At 52.3% G+C, this 21883-nt stretch carries 27 protein-coding genes; all 27 read right to left on the bottom strand.

Annotation, left to right across the window (positions count from 1 at the left end):
* Window positions 1–1632 (bottom strand): phage tail protein, encoded by a 1632-nt coding sequence (locus SK39_RS27490; RefSeq protein ID WP_048216553.1) that lies wholly within the window; start codon window positions 1630–1632, stop codon window positions 1–3.
* Window positions 1625–2188: a phage tail protein I gene (locus SK39_RS02005; RefSeq protein ID WP_048216554.1), complete on the bottom strand. Its 564-nt coding sequence runs from the start codon at window positions 2186–2188 to the stop codon at window positions 1625–1627. Before SK39_RS02005 ends, SK39_RS27490 begins: the two co-directional genes overlap by 8 nt.
* Window positions 2178–3098 carry a baseplate assembly protein gene (locus SK39_RS02010; protein WP_048216555.1) on the bottom strand — a complete coding sequence of 307 codons (921 nt, stop codon included), beginning with the start codon at window positions 3096–3098 and terminating at the stop codon, window positions 2178–2180. Before SK39_RS02010 ends, SK39_RS02005 begins: the two co-directional genes overlap by 11 nt.
* Window positions 3088–3435: a GPW/gp25 family protein gene (locus tag SK39_RS02015; protein WP_048216556.1), complete on the bottom strand. Its 348-nt coding sequence runs from the start codon at window positions 3433–3435 to the stop codon at window positions 3088–3090. The genes SK39_RS02010 and SK39_RS02015 overlap by 11 nt, the downstream gene beginning before the upstream one ends.
* Before the next feature lie 38 nt (window positions 3436–3473).
* Window positions 3474–4592, bottom strand: coding sequence for a contractile injection system protein, VgrG/Pvc8 family (locus SK39_RS02020; protein WP_048216557.1), 1119 nt, complete (start codon window positions 4590–4592; stop codon window positions 3474–3476).
* A 1-nt stretch (window position 4593) separates the two neighbouring features.
* Window positions 4594–4809 carry a tail protein X gene (locus SK39_RS02025; RefSeq protein ID WP_048216558.1) on the bottom strand — a complete coding sequence of 72 codons (216 nt, stop codon included), beginning with the start codon at window positions 4807–4809 and terminating at the stop codon, window positions 4594–4596.
* Window positions 4784–5236 (bottom strand): phage tail protein, encoded by a 453-nt coding sequence (locus SK39_RS02030; protein WP_244849045.1) that lies wholly within the window; start codon window positions 5234–5236, stop codon window positions 4784–4786. Before SK39_RS02030 ends, SK39_RS02025 begins: the two co-directional genes overlap by 26 nt.
* 14 nt (window positions 5237–5250) lie before the next feature.
* Window positions 5251–7080, bottom strand: a complete 1830-nt coding sequence (locus tag SK39_RS02035; RefSeq protein ID WP_048216560.1) for a phage tail tape measure protein — start codon at window positions 7078–7080, stop codon at window positions 5251–5253.
* A gap of 102 nt (window positions 7081–7182) precedes the next feature.
* On the bottom strand, window positions 7183–7482 hold the full coding sequence (locus tag SK39_RS02040) for a phage tail assembly protein (RefSeq protein ID WP_048216561.1): 300 nt from the start codon (window positions 7480–7482) through the stop codon (window positions 7183–7185).
* Between the two features lie 58 nt (window positions 7483–7540).
* A complete protein-coding gene (locus SK39_RS02045) occupies window positions 7541–8047 on the bottom strand; it encodes a phage major tail tube protein (RefSeq protein WP_048216562.1) in 507 nt (168 codons plus the stop codon).
* Window positions 8044–9513, bottom strand: coding sequence for a phage tail sheath family protein (locus tag SK39_RS02050; RefSeq protein ID WP_048216563.1), 1470 nt, complete (start codon window positions 9511–9513; stop codon window positions 8044–8046). Before SK39_RS02050 ends, SK39_RS02045 begins: the two co-directional genes overlap by 4 nt.
* 37 nt (window positions 9514–9550) lie before the next feature.
* Window positions 9551–10168, bottom strand: coding sequence for a phage baseplate assembly protein V (locus SK39_RS02055; protein WP_048216564.1), 618 nt, complete (start codon window positions 10166–10168; stop codon window positions 9551–9553).
* Window positions 10161–10712: a hypothetical protein gene (locus tag SK39_RS02060; RefSeq protein WP_048216565.1), complete on the bottom strand. Its 552-nt coding sequence runs from the start codon at window positions 10710–10712 to the stop codon at window positions 10161–10163. The genes SK39_RS02055 and SK39_RS02060 overlap by 8 nt, the downstream gene beginning before the upstream one ends.
* Window positions 10713–10722: 10 nt before the next feature.
* The gene (locus tag SK39_RS02065) at window positions 10723–11379 is read right to left on the bottom strand and encodes a hypothetical protein (protein WP_048216566.1); all 657 of its coding nucleotides are present in this window, start codon (window positions 11377–11379) and stop codon (window positions 10723–10725) included.
* Window position 11380: 1 nt separating this feature from the next.
* Window positions 11381–11737 carry a head-tail joining protein gene (locus SK39_RS02070; protein WP_048216567.1) on the bottom strand — a complete coding sequence of 119 codons (357 nt, stop codon included), beginning with the start codon at window positions 11735–11737 and terminating at the stop codon, window positions 11381–11383.
* Window positions 11737–12066, bottom strand: coding sequence for a DUF2190 family protein (locus tag SK39_RS02075; RefSeq protein ID WP_048216568.1), 330 nt, complete (start codon window positions 12064–12066; stop codon window positions 11737–11739). Before SK39_RS02075 ends, SK39_RS02070 begins: the two co-directional genes overlap by 1 nt.
* Before the next feature lie 70 nt (window positions 12067–12136).
* Window positions 12137–14215, bottom strand: coding sequence for a ClpP-like prohead protease/major capsid protein fusion protein (locus tag SK39_RS02080; protein ID WP_048216569.1), 2079 nt, complete (start codon window positions 14213–14215; stop codon window positions 12137–12139).
* Window positions 14172–15683, bottom strand: coding sequence for a phage portal protein (locus SK39_RS02085; protein WP_048216570.1), 1512 nt, complete (start codon window positions 15681–15683; stop codon window positions 14172–14174). The genes SK39_RS02080 and SK39_RS02085 overlap by 44 nt, the downstream gene beginning before the upstream one ends.
* An 8-nt stretch (window positions 15684–15691) precedes the next feature.
* The gene (locus tag SK39_RS02090; RefSeq protein WP_048216571.1) at window positions 15692–15907 is read right to left on the bottom strand and encodes a hypothetical protein; all 216 of its coding nucleotides are present in this window, start codon (window positions 15905–15907) and stop codon (window positions 15692–15694) included.
* Window positions 15904–18021: a phage terminase large subunit family protein gene (locus SK39_RS02095; protein WP_048216572.1), complete on the bottom strand. Its 2118-nt coding sequence runs from the start codon at window positions 18019–18021 to the stop codon at window positions 15904–15906. Before SK39_RS02095 ends, SK39_RS02090 begins: the two co-directional genes overlap by 4 nt.
* A gap of 3 nt (window positions 18022–18024) precedes the next feature.
* Window positions 18025–18531, bottom strand: coding sequence for a DUF1441 family protein (locus SK39_RS02100; protein WP_048216573.1), 507 nt, complete (start codon window positions 18529–18531; stop codon window positions 18025–18027).
* Window positions 18532–18709: 178 nt separating this feature from the next.
* Window positions 18710–18922 carry a hypothetical protein gene (locus tag SK39_RS02105; protein WP_156182974.1) on the bottom strand — a complete coding sequence of 71 codons (213 nt, stop codon included), beginning with the start codon at window positions 18920–18922 and terminating at the stop codon, window positions 18710–18712.
* Between the two features lie 352 nt (window positions 18923–19274).
* Complete coding sequence (locus SK39_RS02110) at window positions 19275–19703, bottom strand: Ivy family c-type lysozyme inhibitor (RefSeq protein ID WP_048216575.1); 429 nt, start codon at window positions 19701–19703, stop codon at window positions 19275–19277.
* 98 nt (window positions 19704–19801) lie between these two features.
* Window positions 19802–20308, bottom strand: a complete 507-nt coding sequence (locus SK39_RS02115) for a DUF2514 domain-containing protein (RefSeq protein WP_231593808.1) — start codon at window positions 20306–20308, stop codon at window positions 19802–19804.
* Window positions 20305–20853, bottom strand: coding sequence for a lysozyme (locus SK39_RS02120; RefSeq protein ID WP_048216577.1), 549 nt, complete (start codon window positions 20851–20853; stop codon window positions 20305–20307). The genes SK39_RS02115 and SK39_RS02120 overlap by 4 nt, the downstream gene beginning before the upstream one ends.
* Complete coding sequence (locus SK39_RS27770) at window positions 20825–21094, bottom strand: HP1 family phage holin (RefSeq protein WP_075261944.1); 270 nt, start codon at window positions 21092–21094, stop codon at window positions 20825–20827. Before SK39_RS27770 ends, SK39_RS02120 begins: the two co-directional genes overlap by 29 nt.
* A 151-nt stretch (window positions 21095–21245) precedes the next feature.
* Window positions 21246–21434, bottom strand: coding sequence for a hypothetical protein (locus tag SK39_RS27500; RefSeq protein WP_016152723.1), 189 nt, complete (start codon window positions 21432–21434; stop codon window positions 21246–21248).
* Window positions 21435–21883: the final 449 nt, after the last annotated feature.

A 21883-nucleotide genomic window follows, 5' to 3' on the forward strand; every position in this document is an offset into this window, starting at 1 on the left:
TTAATTAAGTACATACCAGGTGTTATTAACCAATTTTCTTGTATAGCGGATCTGAATCCAGCCGACGTTGCTGGAACCACCCACCATTGAAAAGTTGTACATAGCAGCACCATCAGTCGGTCGCATATAACCTCGCCCGTCCCAAAACTGAAATTCAGTAGGCGCGGTCAGATCAATATTCTGGACAAAGTTCTGCAACACCCAGCTCATGGTCGCGTAAGCTGATAAGTCAGTAGCCGGTGGTGGGTTATGCGGCGAGTAAACTCTGACATCCTGGCTACCATTAAACTCATACACACCACCTTTGGCACTGATGTACGACTCAGACCTTAAAGGCTGGATACTGTTATTCACTCCATTGGCGAAACGGAAAACATGGGCATTGTTGGTATACACATCCAAAATACCGTCACCGTTCTGCTTAAGACCAGTGTCGTTATCGCCCAAAACAATTGAGTGGCCGCCGAGGGCATTCGGTGTTCCGATACCCAGACTGCCATTGATCGTGCCACCAGCAATAGGCAGCGCTCCTACATCACCGGCAGTCGGCTTATATGCTGTGGTGTAGTCAATCACCCACGACACACTTTCAGACATATCGCCATTCCATGTTTGACGGGTAGCGCTCGTTCCGTTATGTGAGAAATATTGCTGTACCCATGCATCCCCTGTTCGCCCTACGAACAAGAAACCGTAGCCATACAGTTTGCTACCATCAGGAGTCATGGGGAAATCGGCTACAGTGGCAGTATCTGAAACAGAGACCACCCACCATCCCGGCGTCGCGGCGGATGCCATCCTACCATTGTTACCAATTGTCCCATGGGGATTTAATGGTATAGCTCCGACATTGCGTAAAAATGATATTTTGTCGGGAATATCCGCACCATTCTGGTCTTTTTGCAACGCGCCAGCTGCCTTATTAACCGTTTGCTGTAAACCGATATTCTGAACAAACAAAGGAGGGTTTGGGATATCAGCGCCGTTCCGGTCTTTAGCCAGTCGCGCATTCGCATTATCCATTGCGATCTTAACTGCCGCAGGGGTTGCAGCCTGCGTTTCACTGGTGCTGTTCACAGCGCTGTTAAGTTGAACCAGCCCCCTTTGTTGTGTCGTGCCATCGAGGACACCAATGGATTCACGCGATGTTTTTTGTGCTTCCGCGCCCCGCGCTTTTATCTCTTTCAGGTTTTGGTCAATGCGCAGGAATAACCCATCGCCTGTTGCAACATTCAGCGTAATATTTGAGGTATCAGATACCGCGAGGCGGAACTGCATATTAACGCTGACGCCACCAACAGGCTTATCGATCGCCGGGCAGTTTGCCACTGCATAAAGCTCCCCGGCATCAGTCATCAGGCCAACTTCACGGACAGTAAAACCGCCCACATCTGTCGGCAAAACTATTTTCGCCATCAACTGTGTGGACTGTTCGGGGGACACAACCAGATCCGCAATATCCCCCCGATATGTTTCATTAATCAGCCGTATTTGTGCCGGATCGGGTTGCACCTGTTTACCATTACTGTCACCGACCACAAACTGCGTAAGTACAATCCAGCGACCACTGGCAATGGCTTCAGCCTCCAGTTCCTTGCCCCGGTTGGTGATAATAGAATAATAATCAGCCATGAGATTCCCCGGTAAATATGTCCACGTCTATATGCGCTGTGGTCGCCCCCGCAATATAAATAGCTCCGTCCATCCCGACATTCGCCAGCACATCAATTTTACTCAGATAGCTGCGCAGATTTTTTGCCCGGTCAGTAAGTTGACGGATCTGATGATAGAGGGCGTCACTCACGCCCTGGCTACTTTGCACCTCTATCCGAAAGGTATACGGCGCTGCATGCGGTGTTTCCTCCCACCACTCCACAACTGTTGTGGGAAGGTTTACGGAGGCCAGCGAACGCCTTACTGCCCCGGCAGTGCCCCTGTGTTGATGAACATATGCAGCATCTTTTATCACCTGCCTCTTTTGCGTCTCTGTCCAGTTGTCATCCCAGAAATCAACGGCATGCTCCCAGGCAAGCCACGGGAGAAGGTGTGCCGGACAAGTGTCCGGATTTCTTGCTTTGCGCACCATGTTGGTATCAAGGGTCTCGATTTGCTCCGCACCGGCCTGCTCCTGAGCTCGCTCTTCGGGGAATGCGCCTGGAGGCAGCAGGGATCTAAATTTACCCACCATTGCTGCTTACCCCCCTGCGTGTGACATTTATGGCGGTACACCACGGCGCCTTACCAGCTTCCGCTTCAATATCCGCTACCGGGGAAATGAGCCTTACCCGAACCACTCCAGCTTGCTGTAACGAGGCATAAATTGCGGATAACGGCACTACAGCTTTAATCCGATGGGACAGCAGGGTATATGCACGTAAAGCATTAATTGCGTTGTTCAGAACCGCCTGCGCATCCGGCCCCTCTGGGATTTCCAGCTCTGCTGTTACAGCATAATTTGCAATTGTGGCGCTTTTCACTGTCACAAAATCAGTTAGCGGACGAATCTCATCGGCATTCAGTGTGCTGTTTACCTTACCCAGCAACTGCTGCCCTGCCGTTCCGTCCCCCGTCCGGGAGAGAACATACACATCAACATAACCCGGTCGATTGTGCGTTTCCGGCCCATAAGCATCCGCATCCAACACATCGGTATCAGCTGGTTTGGCATGAAAGCGGTAAGAGTTTCGTGCGCCAGCGGTATTCAGCTGTGCCCACGAAAGCTGGATACGCTCACGAAATGCGTCATCATCTTCCAGTAGCGGCTCTATTGGTGGGACCGCATCTGGCTCACCGGGTTTAATAATCTGTCGCCTAACGTTGAACGCCGCGCCTATCTGATCAAGGTCAGCGTCTCTGGCGCTCGCCAGAAATACCGCTCGTACTGCATCATTAACCCGCTGAAAAGCCAGCGTCAGCTGGTAGGCATTCACCTCCCCCTGTTTAAATGTCGGATCAGACTCCACCAGCGCATCAAACTGCTTATCCAACTCACGCAAACGCGCCAGCCAGCGGGAGAAAATCTCTGCCGCATCAGGTACCACAATGGCATCCGGCACAGCGAGTTCGGACAGGTTAATTACGTCATAGCTACTTGCCATAAATCGTTATGTCCCCCGTTTTAACAGGTAAATTGGTTTCCTTGTTGATCCCCTCGATATTCACAACACAGCCAGACTCTCCTTCCGGAAAAGAGACAAGCACGCGCGTCACTTTCAGCCGGGGTTCCCAACGGGCCAGTGCTGTCGCTGACGCGGCAATCATCCGCAGGCGGGTAGACTCATCCCTGGGGTTGTCCAACAGCGAAAACAGTTCACTGCCATAATCACGCACGAGAACACGGCTTCCGACGGGGGTGCTAAGAATGTCGCTTACGGACTGGCGCAAATGGTCTACGCCAGACAGGCATTTGCCAGTCCGGTTGTTTACACCGTTCATGATAACTTCCGTTGCTAAATCGCTGGATGGAGGAAGGGTTAACCGAAGTAAGCAGGCCCCGTTTTATCCTGCTTTTCCGATTTTTTTAAAGATGTTACGGGCTTACGGACATCGACTACCAGATTGTAGGTATAACTGAATCCGGAAGGTGTCAGGGAAAAAGCCAGAGATTCAACCACCCAGGTCCTGTCCTCACGGGAACCAAAACCAGAGGTGGTAACACCCGATTCAGCAGTCAGCAGAACATGCTTCGGTCGGCATGGCCCTGTAACCGTCATTTTCTGTTCGTTCCGCTTTGCCAGTGTCTTTCTGGCTTTTGCCTGCTGTTCAGCAGTATTTTTCTCAGACTGAGTGTATGGATTCGTCATTGCCGGGCCATCGTGTTCGACGGAGGCGGTTTTTGTCTTTCCATCCATTTCGTCGTAATAACGAACACCTATTTTCTCTTTTGACTTGCCTTCTCTTCCGGTAGCTTTGCCCGTGGAGCTGCCACGTTGCCCCTCACTGTATGACCACTCAGAGACATCTTCCGGTGTAATGGTGATCCTGCGAGTCTGTTTCCCAGAAGCCGTTGTAGTAGCCCCCTGCTGTAAAAAGAGCCAGTAACCACCTGACGGTTTACTCACAGCATTATAGGTCCGGGCCAGCCTCGAGAGCAGATTGGCATCAGATTCTGCCACCTGATCGACATGGCTGATGTGAATATCTTTCAGTACATCAGCCACTCGAGGAATAAGCCCGTTATCTACGGCCACTGTCTTGACAAGATCCTCAAGGCGAAGATTATCCCAGCTTCTCGTTTTCTGGCTTGTAACGTCACCAGGTTGCTTCTGGGCATTCATCGGCGCAGCAGTAGCATAAATCTCAATGCGTCTTGGCGGTCCACTACTGGCAACTCCGCTGACAACAAACCAGCCTTTATCTACAAGTTGATCATTAAACCCCAGAGCGACCTGAAGCCTGGCTCCTTTTGAAGGAAGTGCCAGCGTTTCAGAAATCAGTGTGATTTTCAGTTCATCGGCTTTCGCCATCGCCCCTCCATAATCCGTCAGTATCAGCTCAGAAAGGCACTGTTGCAGCGTCCGGGTAATATCCTTACCTTCTGCCTTTATGCTGAATGCCGGTCCATATTCAGGCGATGTAATCTGATTAGCCATATTAATCCCACAAACTAAAAGGTGAGTCCTCAACGGGCGGTGCCAGATCAGGCAGGGTGATAAGCAGACCTGAAGGATAAACTGCCCCGTAATCCGCCAGCCCCTGATTTGCCTCCAGAACCTGTATTACAGAATAAGAGAGTGATTCAGTTCCATAATGAGTAGCGCAAATGGCGTCCAGCACATCACCATCACGGGTTTGATATATCGTCGGCATAGTGTTTCAGCGTCATGGTCCAGTTTTTATTGCGATGACCGCCACCCGGCAGGAAACGGTTCGTTGTGTCGGTAAAATCAATCACTACCCACCATCCCAGAACATCCCCTTCCCCGCTGACCAGTTGCTGCGGCTTCGCTTGGTCGGCAAGCACAAACAAGTCATTGACGGGGTCCACACCTTTACGAAAAAAGGCATGCGACTGACCTTCAAGCCTGACAGTGCGCCCTGGCTTTCCGGTGTACTGGAGAAGATCCTGTTTACCAATGCGCTCCTGTTCGCTCCAGCGCCAGGTCGCTTCGCGGGTTAACTGGTTATAGGCCGTTGTATCAATCGAAAAAGCAAAATTGCCCAGCATCATCATGACTCGGACCGTTTCGACCGAACGCAAGGCGCCTGCTTTTTGCAGGCCGAACTCATCAATCAAAGGCGTGAAGTCATTCACCAGACAAGCCCCCCATCGGTTAGACTGTTATCACCGTTAAAAGCAGAATGGTTTCTGGTTACAGAGGTCAGCTTATCTGCAATGGCTTTCTCATCCTGCCCAGGTGCAGCATTAATTTCGAAGTGATAATCAAACTTCCTATTATCGATAATCTGCCTGGAAGGGAACTGTTTATCCAGTTCGTCCATTTTCTGCAGCAGGGTTTCCCAGTAACCGCCTGTATTATCTTCTTGTGGTTTGACAGAACGCGGAGCCGTGACTTTCTGTTGCGGTGAAGGAAGCGTAATCTCTGGATAAACTGCATCAGGCGATACTAACAACGCATAATTGCCCCATGCCCCTGCGCTGTTTTTTGTTGCCGAATCATGCTCTGTGATGCCTTCACGGTTTTGCTGCAAAGTGGCGTTCCAGTTTAATAACGTTTCGTTACTTTTCGGGGTCAGATATTGTTCAACAGACTGGTTAAAGGCTTCATCATCCGAGTCAAAACCAAAATAACCACGAGTCGATGTCCAGGACTGCTTAACTTTTTCCGGTAATTCTGGATGTGCTTTTAACTGCTGTTCAAACCATTCACCCTGTCCGTTTCGCTGCGCTGTCAATCTGGCGATGTCGACGGAACCATTTCTGGCTAGCGCCTGCAGGACATCGCGCTGATCTTCCCGTTCATCCGGCAACAGCCAGGCCAGTTTTTTAGCCAGCGCATACACAATTTTGCCGACAAAAACTACGCCCTGGCCGAAGGACAACACCCCTGGATAAAGATCGTTACGCAGGAAAGTGACTATACGTTTGACGCCACCACCTTTGAACCAGTCAGACAGATCGTCCGTTAACCGCCGGATATCGGGAGCCAGTTCATTACCCAGTTGCCCGGAAATTTCCGCAACCGCCGAAGAGAACACCGTTCGCAGATTGCTGATGGCCTGATTACCGGCAATGGCTCCCTCGGCGCCCTCACGGGTCACAAGGTTATAACGCCGTTGCTCATCCATTAGTTCCCGGTAGCTTCTACCTGACTGTTTGATCAACATCAGTAACTTACTGGCTTCCCCCCCAAAAAGAGAATCCAGCGCAAAAGACGCTTTCGCCTCATCCTGGAGGCTGAGTGCACGCTCAACGATTTTATCGAACTGAGCCATATCACTGAGCCCGGCAAAATCACCCGTCTTAAAACCGAGCGTTTCAAAGGCATCCTGAAGTGAACCCTGTTTCCCGTTCTGTTTATACTCACCCGCTTTGTGCAGATACTCTTCAAAAAGGTCACCGATGTTTTCGGCATTCATATCGTACTGTCGAGCCAGCGAATCCCAGGCATTAAAAGTGGCTACATCCACGCCATAGCTTTTCGCCACACTGGCGCGGGTGGCGGTTTCGGCATTCGTTGCCGCTGGCGCGATAAGCGTACCGAGCGCTGAGGCAACCACCCCACCACCACCGAACGCCAGCCCAGTGCCAAACATGCCACCGACCTGTCCAGCAATCCCCATCCCTCGCCGGAATAATCCCTTTCCGGCTCCTTTGAATGCCTCAATCCGCTGCGTTTTTTGTATCTGGGCATTCAGTTTCTGCTGTTCCGCCCCGGTCTTCCGGATCTCCCTGGAGACTTCGCTATAACGGCGTTTCAAATCCCCCAGACTTTCGCCCGCCAGTTTCGCACGTTTAATTTCGGCAGCCAGTTTAGTCTGGTCCTTTGTCAGCCGTTCTGAGCGTTTCCCGACATCTTTCAGGCACTGTTGCAAGCCCTCAGCCGAACGCTTCCATGAACTGTCCAGGTTGCCGCCAAACGTGATAACGGCTTTAAGATTCTGGCCTATTCCGCCCACGATTCATCATCTCCAGTTCATCAGTGAGAAAATCAGAGAAAGTACTGAACGGCATATCCAGATAGTCCGACATCGGAAAATGCAGTCGCCGTCCCAGGAGTCTTATCGCCCGGAGGAGATGTCTTTCGGACGTTTCGCGGGCGGAAGCATAAAAACATTGAAGGCATCCAGTAATTGCGCATAGTCTGCAGCCGTCAGTTGCCAGACATCCTTTTCACTGAGGTTGCACAACAGCGCAATCATCCGGGCTTCTTTTTCTTCTTCGTTGCCACGATCTTTTGCATGAGCAATACGGTCACGCACCAGCGGCTCACGCATCGTTACTTCGTCAAGGACAACGCCACCGTCGAGGGTGACAGGGGAAAATAGTCTGATAACACGGGTTTCACCGGGAAAAGGCATAATCACCTCCATGAAAAAACGGCCCGCAGGCCGTCAGTCAGTCGAAGAAAAGGGAAAATCAGAGACGAACTTTTGCTGCCAGTCCGGAAAGCAAATCGACTCCATTCACGCGGCGGGAAAAACGCTCGGTATCAATGGCAAACAGCTCGCGCCCTTCCAGCGTCTGTCGGTAATAACTGACAGCAATATCGACCGTGATGGCATTTTCAGAAAGATTGTCCTTGCCCCGTGCATCCGGTGTAACGGCCTGAACAAATCCCTCAATCTCCTCAACGGTGCCGCGTGCAGTGCCGTTACCGAGATATCCCTGATAGGCCGTAAAGCGGGAACGGCTTCCACTGACAAAACCGAAGCTGGCCAGCATATCCGTATCCAGACCGTAAAATTTCACCTGACAGGTCAGCGCTTCCATCCCGTCATCAACGGGTGTTGGCGCATCCTGGGCACCCGTTCGCAGGTCTGTTTTCACGACAGTCAGCGACGGCGGCGTAAACTCATGCGCCCCCTGAATACGGATCCCTTGCCGAAAGAAGGTCCAGGCGCGTAGTGTATTTTTATCGCTCATGCTGCCAGCATCTCCTCAATCGCATATTTGTTATTCACCCGAACGCGCAGGCTGATAAGTTCTGTCGGCGATTTCGGCCCAAAGTCATAGTTGATATACAGGGCACCTGCCGCCATGCTCTCTGCTGAATTCAGTTCTTCGTCCAGCCAGGCACGACCGCCGAAGATGGCACCCAGCCCAACCAGTTGTCGCATGTAGGCATTAATGGTGCCGATAATGTCATCGGCATTTTCCCGATCCAGTGGACGGTCAACATACTCCAGCATGGTTTCCTGGATACTATCCTCGATAACATCTGCCGTGCGTCGCACGGATTCAAAGCGCCACTGCGGATCTGTTGCACACAGACGGTTTCCCCAGTGTTTAAAGCCCGCACGACGGATGATGGTGGACACGTTCTGCATATTGAGCAGGTTTGCATCGCAGTTTTCATCCCCGAGAATAAACTCGTCGATCTGCTCCACACCGAGGATATTGTTGATATCCTGATTCGATTTACTCCACCACCAGCCTTTTTCATAGTCAATCCGGGCCCGCAGACCGGCAGCAAACGCGGAGTACGGACGATAAACCAACTGCCCTTCGGCATTACTGACCTGAACACGCGGACGCAACAGTTCGGTGCGGGCACCATAGGACTGACGGCGCTGGACCACATCCTGAAGCGAAGCACCGGAAGCACAATCAACATAAGCCACAGCGCGTAATTTTCCGGCCACAGTTTCCAGTGCCTTACCAACCGCATCATCTTCACTGAATCCCGGTGCAATCACGATACGCGGCTGATACGTGGTAACGGATTTTGCTGATGACAGAAGCCCAATTCCTTTCAAAACTGCGGCGCGTTTTTTCGCTTCGTCAGTTTCATCAGCCACCCGCACCACTACCGTCAGCGCATTACGTTGATCGTTGATGTCCGTTAGTGCCTGTTTGAGTGTCCCACTATCACCCAGTCGGTTAATCAATGCGGTGCCAGCCACAGCCACTGGCGTATTCAACGGAAAAGGCTCATCTTCGCCCCCTTCCAGTTTTACACTGAACGGGGCCACCAGACCGTCACCACTACCTTCGATCTCCACTTTGCCCCCATCCAGCACATTGACGACACTGGCCACATCAGTGGGTCGGGCCGTTATCACGCCATGTTCATCACACCCCAGAATCACTGTTAGTTTCCGCTCAGAATCATCCCAAGAGGCCGATGTGTTAACGGCCTGCGGACTCTCCGTTTCCGGTACCGCTGCCACTGCATCCACTTGGATAATATTGCCAGCCTTGCCCGCGACCTTTGCTCTGAAATTCAGGACATTATCCAGAATCGGTGTCCCGGTAGTGACAGTTGCTGCACTCCCGGCAGAGGCATCCGGCGCAGTCCCCACCAGACCAATAATGGCGGTCTGGATCGTTGTAACCGCCACGCTTCCCGAGGTCAGTTCGATTGTTTCAACACCATGTAACTGAGACATGTTTTTCTCCAGGCATAAAAAAACCTGCCGCAGCAGGTCACATTTTCTGATTAGGTTTCTTCGTGGTCCCGCCACTGTCTCCGGGGTGGTCGTGGGTATTAAATGTTTGCCGGATCCCACTCATGCTGCCGGTTTTATCCGTGATCTCCTGCGAGGCACCAATGTTGCCCTTCACGATTGTGTCAGCATTAATTTGGGTTTTCCCCTGTACTGTCAGGGTGTCCGTGACTTCAACCGGACCATCCAGTGTTCCTTTCCCCACAATTTTGTAAGAGCCACCACCCGTCAACGTGATCGTCAGAGCATGCGCCTCCCTGTCATAACGAATCTCTGTTCCGTCGCTGTATCGGGTGATGTGCTCACTGTCAGTGCCTTCCGGTACGGGCAGTTTTCCCGTGTTCCAGCCGGGGAAAACACGCCCGTTATTTAACTCACCGGCCTCCGACAACACCGTCACAGCATCACCGACGGCATAAGGATTTGAGTCAGCTCGGTTTGCTCCGGAAAAGCCCTGACATAACGGCAGCCAGGTGGTGACGATATCCCCGAGATCAACCCGGCATTTGGGGATGCCGTCATGCCGAACAGAATGAATCACACCGCGCCGTACCAGATTCGCCAGCCTGCGCTGTAAATCCCCCGCAATATCATTCATCAGTACTCACCTCCCAGATAAGGTGGTAGTCATCCACATGCTGACGCCCCGTATCCGGTACAGCGCCCAGCCACACCTGATTCAGCGGCATACCGGTTCTGGCGAACGGATCCACGCCGAAAGCCGCACTCTGGGTAAACGACACCCGCCACACCAGATAGTCATCCATACGTGGATCAAATTCATCACGCTCGGCAGCCGTGAATACGGCGGGTGAAATGTGTGTCAGGCCAAACTGCTGCCCGTCAATCCACTGTGTAATATCTGCCGCCGCTGTTCGCAGGAAGATTTCCGGGCAACTGAGACCGGACGCTGCATCGACCACCACAAAAAGATCACACGAAAGTTCAACATTGAGTTGCCCCTCGTTGCCGCCGTTCTGCTCCCAGCTGTTAATGGTGAAATACACGGCGGGTGTCACCAGCCCGGTGAAACGAGGGATATTTTTTTCAGGATAAGCTCCAGCGTCACGTACCCACGTTATCTTTTTCAGCGTACTGATAACCGCCTCGTGGTATCGCGCCAGAGATAAAGGTTCAGCCATTGTGACGACCTCATACAGATACCCGGGCTTTCACACGCCCTCGGATATCCATTTCAAAATGGTGCATGAAAATTTCCATCGCCTCGGCAAAGGCGTTGTCTTCTATGTAATTCAGCATCGGTTCGTAAATATCCACCTCCGCTTCCCGGGTACGGCGGGTATGCGGATCACGAATGACCACCGTTCGTCGGTTCTCACGTTTTGAGCGGGCGACTTCCCCGTTTTCGAAGATCAGTGCCGAAAGCAGGCTACCTTTAGGCGTAAACCCGGCATTTTTCGTCTGTCGCCGCGCTTTGATAAAGCGCCCCGTAGATTTATCCCGCAGGGTATGGTGCGGACGTAACCGTCCGTTAATGCGCCCTTTCAGGTCTTTCACCTTAATGGCGTTGAGACCGAACCAGAGCCTGAAGTTATCCAGTCGGGAACCTCTGTCGAGGCGAAAAAAGAGCAGACGACGACGCACCAGTCCGATACTTCGCGGGGCCAGCCCGTCTTTCAGATCAGCCAGCGTTTTTTTGCGCAGTGTCGCAGCGGTTCGCCTGAGCGCCCGGGAGTAAGCCGCCCGAAACTGTTTTTGTGTGGCACCGATACTGTCCGCAATCTGCCAGATAGCATCCACATCAATATCGACAGGTAAATCCCGTCGCAGTCTGGATCCTCGCGCCATATCAGCTCCATTGTTCAATCGACGGCTGGACGTTTCCCGGTGCGCCATAGGCCAACGTGACACGGGTACGTCCGGCTTCGTTCACACCGACATGTGTCACCCGGTAACGAACATTGTTCACCACAACCTCATCATGCTTTGACAACCCGGCAATATCCGCCGTCATGGCACTGAAGGCCGGGGCGTGATTGCTGATTTCCCCACCGCCCGGTACGTTGACCGGTGCATCCGGCGTTTCAAAAATTACATTCACCGGACGGCATTCATTACCGATGTGAAGCACTGCCGGACATGCTTCAGCAAAGAGTCTCGTTATGCGGGCATCTGCCCGCATCAGCCGTTCATGAAAGTTGCGCATCAGTAACCCAGGCGAACACACACGGTGGCGTCGCTGGTCTCTGCGGCTGCCCATACGGTGCCCACCAGCGCATTACCTGATTCTGTTGCTGTTAACGTGGCAGTATCAGACTTGAGATATACTCGTTTACCCTGCGTCAGTTCCTCGGCCTCTTTGGGTAATGCAAAAATCCCCGTGGTATGCAGAGCACCAGTGCTCCCCTGCGAAATATCCGCATGAGCCACCCCGACCAGATTGTCTTTGACGACCAGTTCCCCGGATACGACGGTTTTTCCGCTGTCGTTCACCCACTCAACGGTCGTTCCGTCCTGAACATAGTTTTTTGACATTTTCACCTCCGGTATAGGCGACACCCGGCGGTGTCACCTGAATAAAAAAACCGCCTGATGCGGCGGTGAATTACTGTTTTTTAACTTTGACCATGCCGCGCCAGTCAAGCGGCGCCACCCCGGCATCGATGCGAACCTTGAATGCCGCCCCATCAACGGTAAAGCCCTGCTGCTGTTCCAGATACGGGGTATCAATACCGTCAAGGTAAGCCACTTCGATCGTGTCACGGCCTTGTTCTGCCACCAGGTAATAATCGGTCGGGCTGCTGTCATCCAGACGAGCTTCTGACAGAACGGTGGCAAAGTTCTGGATCGGGTTGACGATCCCACTGTTGGCATCTGCCCCCGGCACGCTGGCAGACTTAATTAACTGATTCGCTCGCGATTCAATGGCGACAGGTGTCAGCATAAAGGCCGGACGAATGTTCAGGCGGCGGCTACCAGACTTTTGCAGCAACATGGCCTTGCGCCCCGCATCCAGCCCTTCAACGGACAGGTCTGCGGTCACAAGGTTGCCGTGATCGGCATGGAAAAGCGGCTTACCGTCGGCCATTTTCGGGTTGCTGGTCAGCACGGCCCAGACAAGATCGCCCACCGTAGTACGCGCTGCGGCCCCCATAGCCATCGGAATACGGGTCAGCATATCCAGGTCATCGTTGATGATGGTCTGGCGGTCAATACTGAACAGCTCGCCATACGTGGCCAGCGCGATGGGTTCACCGCGATCTTTAAGGGTCACATACTTATATTCAGCACCCGGATGCACCTGTCGCAGTGTCGGAAAGGCTTCCAGCCCCACACGATGCGCAGTTTTAAAATCTGACAGCGTACCTTTGCGGGTCCATTGATCAAAGGTTTCACTGGCGCTGTCCCAGCCCTGCAGCGCCGCTTTATGGGCCACATCCATCAAGATATTGCCAAAATCACTGCTACTGTGGGTGAATGCCAGCCCCACCATTGCCATCGGCGCGGAATGCCCGGAAATACCGATGCCGCGATCAACCAATGATGCACGTGCCAGTTCGCGCAACGTATAGCCGTTATAAGCATTGTCTTTCTCTGCTTCGACATACCCGGCCCGGGCCATCACTGACGCACGGATGGAATCGCCCACCAGATTGCCATTGCCCGCATAAATGTATGCTGCTCCCGGCCCTGCACAGGGCGTGGTGCCCGCCGCCAGCGCCTGCAGCAGTCGGTCACGCGCCTTTTCAGCCGAGCAGGTGAAATCGCTCAGACACTCCGCTTTCAGCGAGGCAAATGTCGGAAATGCGTCAAACACGGCAGAGACAGCACTTACACGCTCCGCATTGGCGACCTGCATCTGCTGCTGCAACTGAGTGGCTAGTGCCGCAATATCGACTGAACCAGGCTGCGATGCGGCCTGAGGCATCTGCGGTGCCGGAGGCTGGATATCCAGCTGTGGAGTGGCCGGTGTTTCTGCACGCGGAGCAAAAAGAGCGTTAACCTGTTTTGGCATATTCTGGTAATCCTTCAGTTTATTTTGATTCACACAAGCCGCAGCCTGTAATTCAGGTTCAAGGGAATCTGCAAAGCCTTTTTCCACGGCCTCAGCGCCGCTGAGCCAGGTTTCCGCTTTCAGCATTGCTTCCAGCTCCTCTTGTCCCAGCCCAGTTTTGTTCATGTAGGCCGACAGCATCAGTGCCTCATTGCGATCCAGCCAGTCTGCATAATCACGCATATCATCGGAATCTCCGGAGATCCCGCCCCAAGGCTTGTGCACCATGATCCAGGCGTTTTCCGGCATATGTACCGTTGCCCCCGGAAGGCAGACAATCATTGAAGCCATGCTGGCGGCAACACCATCCACCCAGATATCCACCTTCGCTTTCAGGCGTGCCAACGTGTTAAAAATGGCAAAGCCCTGCATCACATCACCGCCCGGACTGTGGATATGCAGATCAATGGCGCTGGCCTCAAACACCCCCGCATCCTTACAGTCGGCAACAAACTGCTGCGCAGTGATACCCCACCCACCAATCACGTCATAGAGGAAAATTTCCACCCGCCCGGTCGCCTGCGCACGGATTTCGTACCAGCACTGACCGTTTGCGGCATCGACACCCGCAAGGCTGGCGCGGGGATTAATCATCATCCCGCGACGGGGCGGGCTTATCATTTGCTGCATCAGGGAGCACTCCTTTATCGTTGGCGGCGTCGGAATCGAACACCAGCCCGTTTTGTCGGTTAAATTCGGTTTCACGCATACGCTGGCGTTTGACCTCCTGCGGCGACTGCCCACGGGCACGGATCCACTCAGCTTCCGTTCCGGCACCACCACGCAAAATGGCCCGCCATGCTGCGGCCTCTTTGACGGGATCAATCCACGGCATTACCGGACCAAGATAGGTCGCATTAAAAAGTGTGGTTTTGTCTATATCAGGAGGGATATCCATATTAAGCAGCGCCATCGCCAGCCAGGCGCGATACACCGGACGGCTGAACTGCCCCACAAACCATTGCTGCAAGACGTTATAGCCTTCGTAACTTTCCACCAGTTCCTGGCGCTGTGCGCTGTAGGTCCCGTTATAGTCACGGGCAATACTGGAATAGCTGCCGCGACTCCCGGCAGCGACCGCCCGCAACTGCCCATTGCGAAACTCATGGAGATGAACGTTCGGGCGGTTTGACTCAACCATGCCAAGATCTTCACCCGGCCCCAGGTCATCAAAAATCATGCCCGGCGCAATATCAAAGTGACGGTACTTTTTCTCTGAGGGTTTCCAGTCTTCATACGCCGGAAAACTGGCGGCATCACCGCGTTTAATATAGAAGCCCAGCGCAGCAGCAATACGGGCCGCTACACGTTCGCTCTCCTCGTAATCCTTTATATCGCCCAGACGACGGATCACCCCATGAAGCAGGCTTACACCGCGTAACTGGTGAAGGCGCTTACGCAGGGCAATGTGCAACATGTTCTCTGCCGAAACAGTTTTCAATTCAGCGCTGAAGCGAGTCATATTGGCCGGATGATATTTGTAAACCCGGTAACCAACAGGGCGGCCCCAGTCGTTGACGATAATCCCCTGGCGGATCTGCTGTCCCGATGTGCTGTTCAGATTAAGCGGTACAAAATCAGCCTCCAGCAGTTCCAGTGAAAACGGAACACTGCTTGCGTATGTCAGTCCGGCAACGGGGCCACGCACCAGCTGCGCGAAAATCTCCCCGTCACGCAGTGCTGAACGCAGCGCCAGTCGCTCGGCTTCCGGACGGGTCAGCATCCCCGTCACCTCCGGACGAACCGACCATTCGGACCAAAGTGCTGATATTTTTGCCGCAAATTCTTCATGCAGCTTACCGTCCAGGCCGAGCGGTTGCGGTTCCACCTGGATTCCCTGGGCACCAATGACCCGTTCTTCCAGCTTATCCAGCAGGCCGATCACAATGTCATGGTCTTGATCCAGTGCCCGCGCCTGCTCTCGCAGAGACACGCCAGCAACACCCACCGCAGTATCTGCCGAGCGACTCTCACGTTTTGTTTTGTTCACTCTGGAGGGGTGCGCTGCCTCATACGCCCGAAGAAGCATCTTGTTTCTGGCGCGCGAAACAGCCCACCCTGGCGCAATAGCACCAAGTGCCCTGTCGAAAATGCCCATGGATGACCTTACAAAAAGTTAGCGAGTTTGAAGGTGTTGCTGCGACCATTGACGGCCTGCCAGCGTTTTTCCCAGTATTCAAGCTCTTTACGAAGTGCGACGGGATCATGATTGGTAATGGCGCGACCATTCACGCCTGTAAAAGACACGCTTTTCCCGTCAAGAGAATCACGGTAAGCCTGTCGAACCGTAACCAACATTTGCTGGATTTCAGATTTCGTCATAGCCAGCCTCCGTTGCCACTGACACCCAGCCAGCCGCCAGAAAGTGGGCTGGCCTGCTCAGTGACGGCAACCGGAGATGAACGAGCGGGTATCGTTTTTTTCACTACCATCTCCCCGGGGCGTTCCCCGTCAATAATGTCCGGATTCGTGTCCTGAGATGCCGCCCAGGCTGGCGGTTGCTCCCAGTCACGGATTTTTTCGTAACCGCGCAGAATGGCAACGGCGTGGGCATAGCAGAACAGGTCGAATGCTTCGTTGTTCCCTTTACCTGGCTTGCGCCATTTTCCGTCGCTTCCCCGCTCCTCATACGTCAACTCCTCGTAAAACCACTCCCCGAGCCAGTCGGGAAAATGGATATACCCGGCTCCCGGTGTTTCACGCTCCAGGTTATTGCTGAGTTGATCTTTGAGCAGGTCAGTCTGCAACAGATATACCGGCACTTCGCCACGGGCATCAGCCCGGCGATCGCTTCGTCCGGTATTGTCAGGGTGTGTTCTGGTGATCAGTTTCTGGCGTCGGGTGCTGTCCCCCTTTATCAGATAAACCCGTTTCCCCAGGCCATCGCGGCGGCATTTGCGCCAGAATTTATACGCGTTATCCGTCACGCCATCCTCACCACCGCTGTCGACTGCCATAGCCAGCACAGGCATTCGCCGGAATGGATTTGACTGGAGAGGATACGTTTTTTCCAGCACATCCATGATCAACAGCTGCCAGTCCTCAGGGTAAGAGCCAGGGTGAACCGGAAGCGCCTCGCCATTTTCATCACAGCGCAGGGACTGACGAATGTTATAGCGATCCACTAACCAGCGTTCGCCGTTCTCACCGTAACCGATTATCTGTACTACAAAACGGCGTTTCTTCCCGCCCTGCACATCCACCGATGCCAGCAGAAAACGCACCTTTGGCGGCACCAGGCGTTTACCGTAGTCCTCCGCCCGCTGCATCAGCACATCGGCCCGTCGCTGTTCGGTTGCTGCACGCGGAAGATAAGGCAGGCCCCAGTCAGTGTTGATCACCGTTTTCAGTGTTTCTTCACTGCCCGTGGTTTCATAGTCCTGTTCTGCCGTCAGTAACTTGTAAACCAGTTGCGCCCAGGTCTGGTAAGCCGCAGCGGGCCCCTCCATCCAAAATGACGCAATTCGGGAGCGTCGGGCATCACCCGTAATACTCCCTGTTTTATCAATTAGCTGACCTTCACGAAGCCAGACACCACGTCCGTTAAGCTCCCGTTTTTTATCGGCGGTGATCACCCCGTTACAGTGCGGGCAGACGATATGCGCAGCTTCACTGGCTTTAACCGGATCGGCAATCTCCCGGTAACCTGTCATCGCCTCCATAGCTGGTTGAAAGTAATCCCCACAATGCGGACATGGCCAGTACCAGCGACGGCGATCGCCGCGATTATATAAAGCCAGGATTCCGGTGGTGGGTGGCGCTTCATGAGGTGATTTTCGCCGCCATTTGGTATTGGTGATTTCCCGGCCTGGCGAACTCTCCACCAGCGTCATGCCCGCAGACATAAAGGTGGTGGTGCGTTTTGAGGCCAGCGAGAAGCCATCGCCTTCCCCGTCAATATCTTCCGGAAATCTGTCGTAATCCGTCAGCGCCACGCATTTAAAATCCGAGGATGACATGATGTTGACGGAGGGCCAGCCAATCTTGAGGTAGTTCCCTGCAAGAAACGTCCGGTCATGGACGTTGTTATCGTTACGCGACGGGCTCAGCCTGCATGCCACTTCCGGGCTGACGCGAAATGTCCTGGCCAGACGTTTTTTGGAGTGTTCACGCGCTTTTTCTTCCGTCATCTGGACGATAAGCATATCCGACGGATCACACACCACGTTGTACACCACCCAGCCATCAATCAGGCCAATCGTCTTACCCGTTCGCGCTGGACCAACAAATATGACAGCATCATATTCGCGTGACGCCAGGCAGTTCATCGGCTCCACAACATAGGGGGCAAGATGCGGATCCCATTCAACGGAGTTACCGACACCCACCGGAACGCGCATATATTTATGCACGGCCTCGGCAACAGGCATCCGACGCGGTGCCTTTATGATCCCGGCGGTATTCTTTCTGACCTCTGCCGCCGTGGCCTGTCGCATGGCTTACTCCTCTTCTGTCGAACTGTCCTCCTGTTCCGGCGTATCTGCCTGCTCAACCTTCAGGGCTATCTGATCCCGCAGGTCATCAATAACCTTTTGAACCCTGACGACGGCTGATGGTGTCATTGCGCAGTCACGCTCAAGAATATCCGGCAGAGTTTCCAACACCTGAACAACCGCTTTTGCCATCGAGGCAAATTCCCGACTGACTTCTGAGGCCGGGATAAGCTCTCCGGTCTCCTGCTGAAACTTGAGGCGCTCACGCTCAGACTGAAACCACGCCTTACGATCCGGCGGCGTCATTTTGTCAACGGCAACCGGCTCCAGCGTCGGCGTTCTGCCCAGTAATTCCCTGAGAATATCCAGAACCGAATAAAGCTTTAGGCGGGAGTTACTTCCGGGGGCAGGCTCAATATTGTTCAGTCTGCTGGCGATGGTCTGACGATGCAGATCGGTCAGTGCTGCCAGTTGATTAATGTTGAGGCGAAGATTTTTCAGTTCGTTATCCATGATGATGAACAATATTTAACCAAATCGACATCATGAATAATTTCACATTTGAAATATCAACAAGTTAATAGAAAGATGATGATGCCGATAAAATACAAAAAACCAGCCGTTTTCCGCGTGTCCACGTCCCCTCGGTGTTTCAAATTCCCGGGAGGACCCACACAAACAAGGTGAACTATTATTTAGAAGCCAAAAGCCCAGCACCTTTGTTTATTGCAGAAGCGAGGGCTTCAGCCAACAACTCTGATGGAATACCTGGCAATCGCGCAGCCCAAAATGCCCGAGTCCTCACCCAGTCCATTTCTCCTGTAAGTTGTGCTGTAATAGCCCCATGCAGTTCTTTGATAAGAGCAGCCTTATCCTCTTCTATTTTGTACAAAGAGTTGTTCACAATCATATTCAATATTGGCAAATTAAGTGATGTTCGTAGATGAGTGTCATGTATAGCTATGAGGACAAAGTAAATGAAATGGATGCCCAGAGGTAGTAAAGGCCAGCGCCTGGTGCAGCAAACAGCCCGACATCAACGAAAGTCATCCGCAAAAACATCAGATGTAATATCTACAGTTGCTGTTCTGCTGGCTTTGATCATATTTATAATCGCTATGGCGAGTTGAGGTTTTATTACCCTTACACTGATAGCGGCCTGTAGTTGTTACGCCACTATAGTGCTGTGCCATGTATTAGTACATAAAACCGCCCACATGAACTGACTCCTAATGATGGGCGGTTTACAGTGATAATTACTTAGTAGTTGATACGTCGCCGTTCAACCTGTTGAATAGTATGTTTCTCATTTCACCCGAATCAATCGGATCAAGGTTCATCCAGGTAAGGCTTTGACGACTGGTTGTAATATCATATTCAGAGAACACACCATGAATATCGCCCTTATCTAAGGAGTATAGAATCGCTATTGATTGCTCAGAGCAGCTATGAGGCTTACAACCAGATAAGGCAAGATACTTAACCCCGCCAATTGTTATTTCATTTGCCGGGCTGCTAGTGCCGCCATTCTTTACCCATGAAGGTAGATTTCTTTTGCCAATCAGATCGTGATAAGCTTTTCCGGTTTCTTTGCCTTGCACAAAATCGAAAAGATATGGATTACCTTCTGCACTGGCAATCAGAGGCAGCAAAGCCAAGGCGGTAATCGCTAGTTTCTTTTTCATATCGTTTCCCTCACTCCTTTAAAGAACAACGACACAATATCTTTTTTTTATTAGCTTGTCAGGAGCTCCCGCAAATTATCTTAAAACTCGAGCCATACTTATTTTTCATGAAAATTGTTGTTTGACTCTCTCACTGAATCGTAAATCAATTCGCACGCCATTCCTGCTGTGTAGCGTTCATCAGCGATTCCAGCATACCGTTTAGCTTCTGCTGCAATATCTCCGAGCATGTCGGCAAACATTCCGGCGGTGGCGTCGGTTGTTTTGCTTCTGACGGTAGTGGCAAGATCTGCGGTGTGTTTTGCGGCGTCCAGGCGGGTGGCAAGTTTTGTGGCTTCAGTGCGCAGCTGACTAACAGTGGCAGACAAGCTAGCAGCAGTGGCAGCAGCCCTCGCTGCTTTTTCTTGTGCATCTTTTACAACCTCATCACGGGCGATAACCCGCCCCTGCTCAATCATGCGGACGGCAGTTTGCACGTTGGCCACGCGGGAGTATTCCTCTTTATCACGGTCAGCCCATTTCTTTTGCCAGAACCGATCACTCCATGTGTTTCCAGCGATAAACGCACCGACTACCAGCAACAGAACGGCAACGAATTTATTCACTGGTCTATCCCCCAGCACGTCAGCGCGCTTTCCTGATCCCGACGAATTACCTGACCATAACAGCCATTTTTCTGGCCTTTGGTTAACCTGCAATCACGACCACCATCTTTAATCCACCAGCGGATCGCCTCGCATGCACCTCTACGGTCGCCAGCATTGATGCGCTTGTAGAATGTGGAAGGAAAACATTTACCGGGTCCAATATTGTACGGACAGAATGATGCGATCCCTGCTTTCTGCGGTTCGGTCAGTGGAACTTTAATATTTCGCTCCACCCATGCCAGCGCCTTGTTTCGTTCTATAGCATTTATCTGGTCACATTTAGCCTGAGTCAGTTTCATTCCCTGCACTACCGGCTTGCCGTCTACCATCGTTGCACCACGGCAAATAGTCCAGATACCAGAGCCGTCTTTGTAAGCCGTCAGGCTGTTACCTTCTTTCTCATCAAGGAACTGATCGAGAATTTGTTGTGCCGATGCCCCTGCGAGGATGAGGCCAACAACAGCTGCGCTTAACTTATTTCTCAGCGCCGGGGACATAACCATTGAGACGATCCTCCCTTTCTTTGCGTCGGTAATACCAGTTCACAACGCAGGTGATAACAGTGCAGGCAATACCAACGATAATCGCCCAATCACTCAGGCTTAAATCCGTTATTCTGTCTGCCAACATCCCGGACACCTCTTTTGTTGTAACAGCGTATGCCTTCGACGAGACACCGCATCCTGTTAGAGTGGTTCCTGTTCCATATGAAAGTCTGCTGTATATAGTGCTCATTCTGGCCATAGCCTCACCTCCGATTGTTCGGATGGCGCTGTGATTGAAGGAGGTCAAGCTTCACGGGATGGATTTATCAACAAAGCACGTAGTGGATGATTCCCGTGAGCCTGAAATAAAAAAGGCCGCCATATGGCAGCCTCAAAATGAATAAGGTTGTTTACATTGGTGGAGTAAGAGGACCTTCGAGAACCTCAGCCTCACCGTTATGGCAAATGTCATCGCCTCTGGTCAGATGCCAGACGCCTGTGATCGTTTTCCCCGTTTCAAGGTCATCTACAGTGTCATTCGTGTAATACGCTACCTGTACAACACCTACATGCTGAATCCAGTAATACCCTTCCTTCATACAAACCTCCAAAAGGCTAAACCGATAGTATAAATCGAAGCAAAAAAAACTGCGGTGCAAGAAGCCACAACTCAAACCCCGCTGCATATGATGCTCATTCTGGTCATAGCCTCACCTCCGATCGTTCGGATGGCGCTGTGTAACTGAAGGGGAGCAGGCATCCGGGCTCTTTTGGAAAAAATAAGTTTGGAGTTGAATCCCGGTGCCTGAAATAAAAAACCCGCTCGAGTAAGCGGGTCAGAAAAGTCTTTTATGCCAGTAAAATCAAGGTATGTTGTCTGAGTCCTCAGCGCACAAATCATCACAATCCAGGCGCATTGCAACATCCTCCCAGACGCTATTACCTATACTTAGAGAGGCTCTTCACAAACACGCCCAAAGGGCGATTTTACGGGTACAATCTCAATCCAATAACTGATATCTGTATCAATCAAACAATAAATTAAAGA

This window comes from Citrobacter sp. BIDMC107 (assembly GCF_001037575.1).
Lineage (GTDB): Bacteria > Pseudomonadota > Gammaproteobacteria > Enterobacterales > Enterobacteriaceae > Citrobacter > Citrobacter freundii.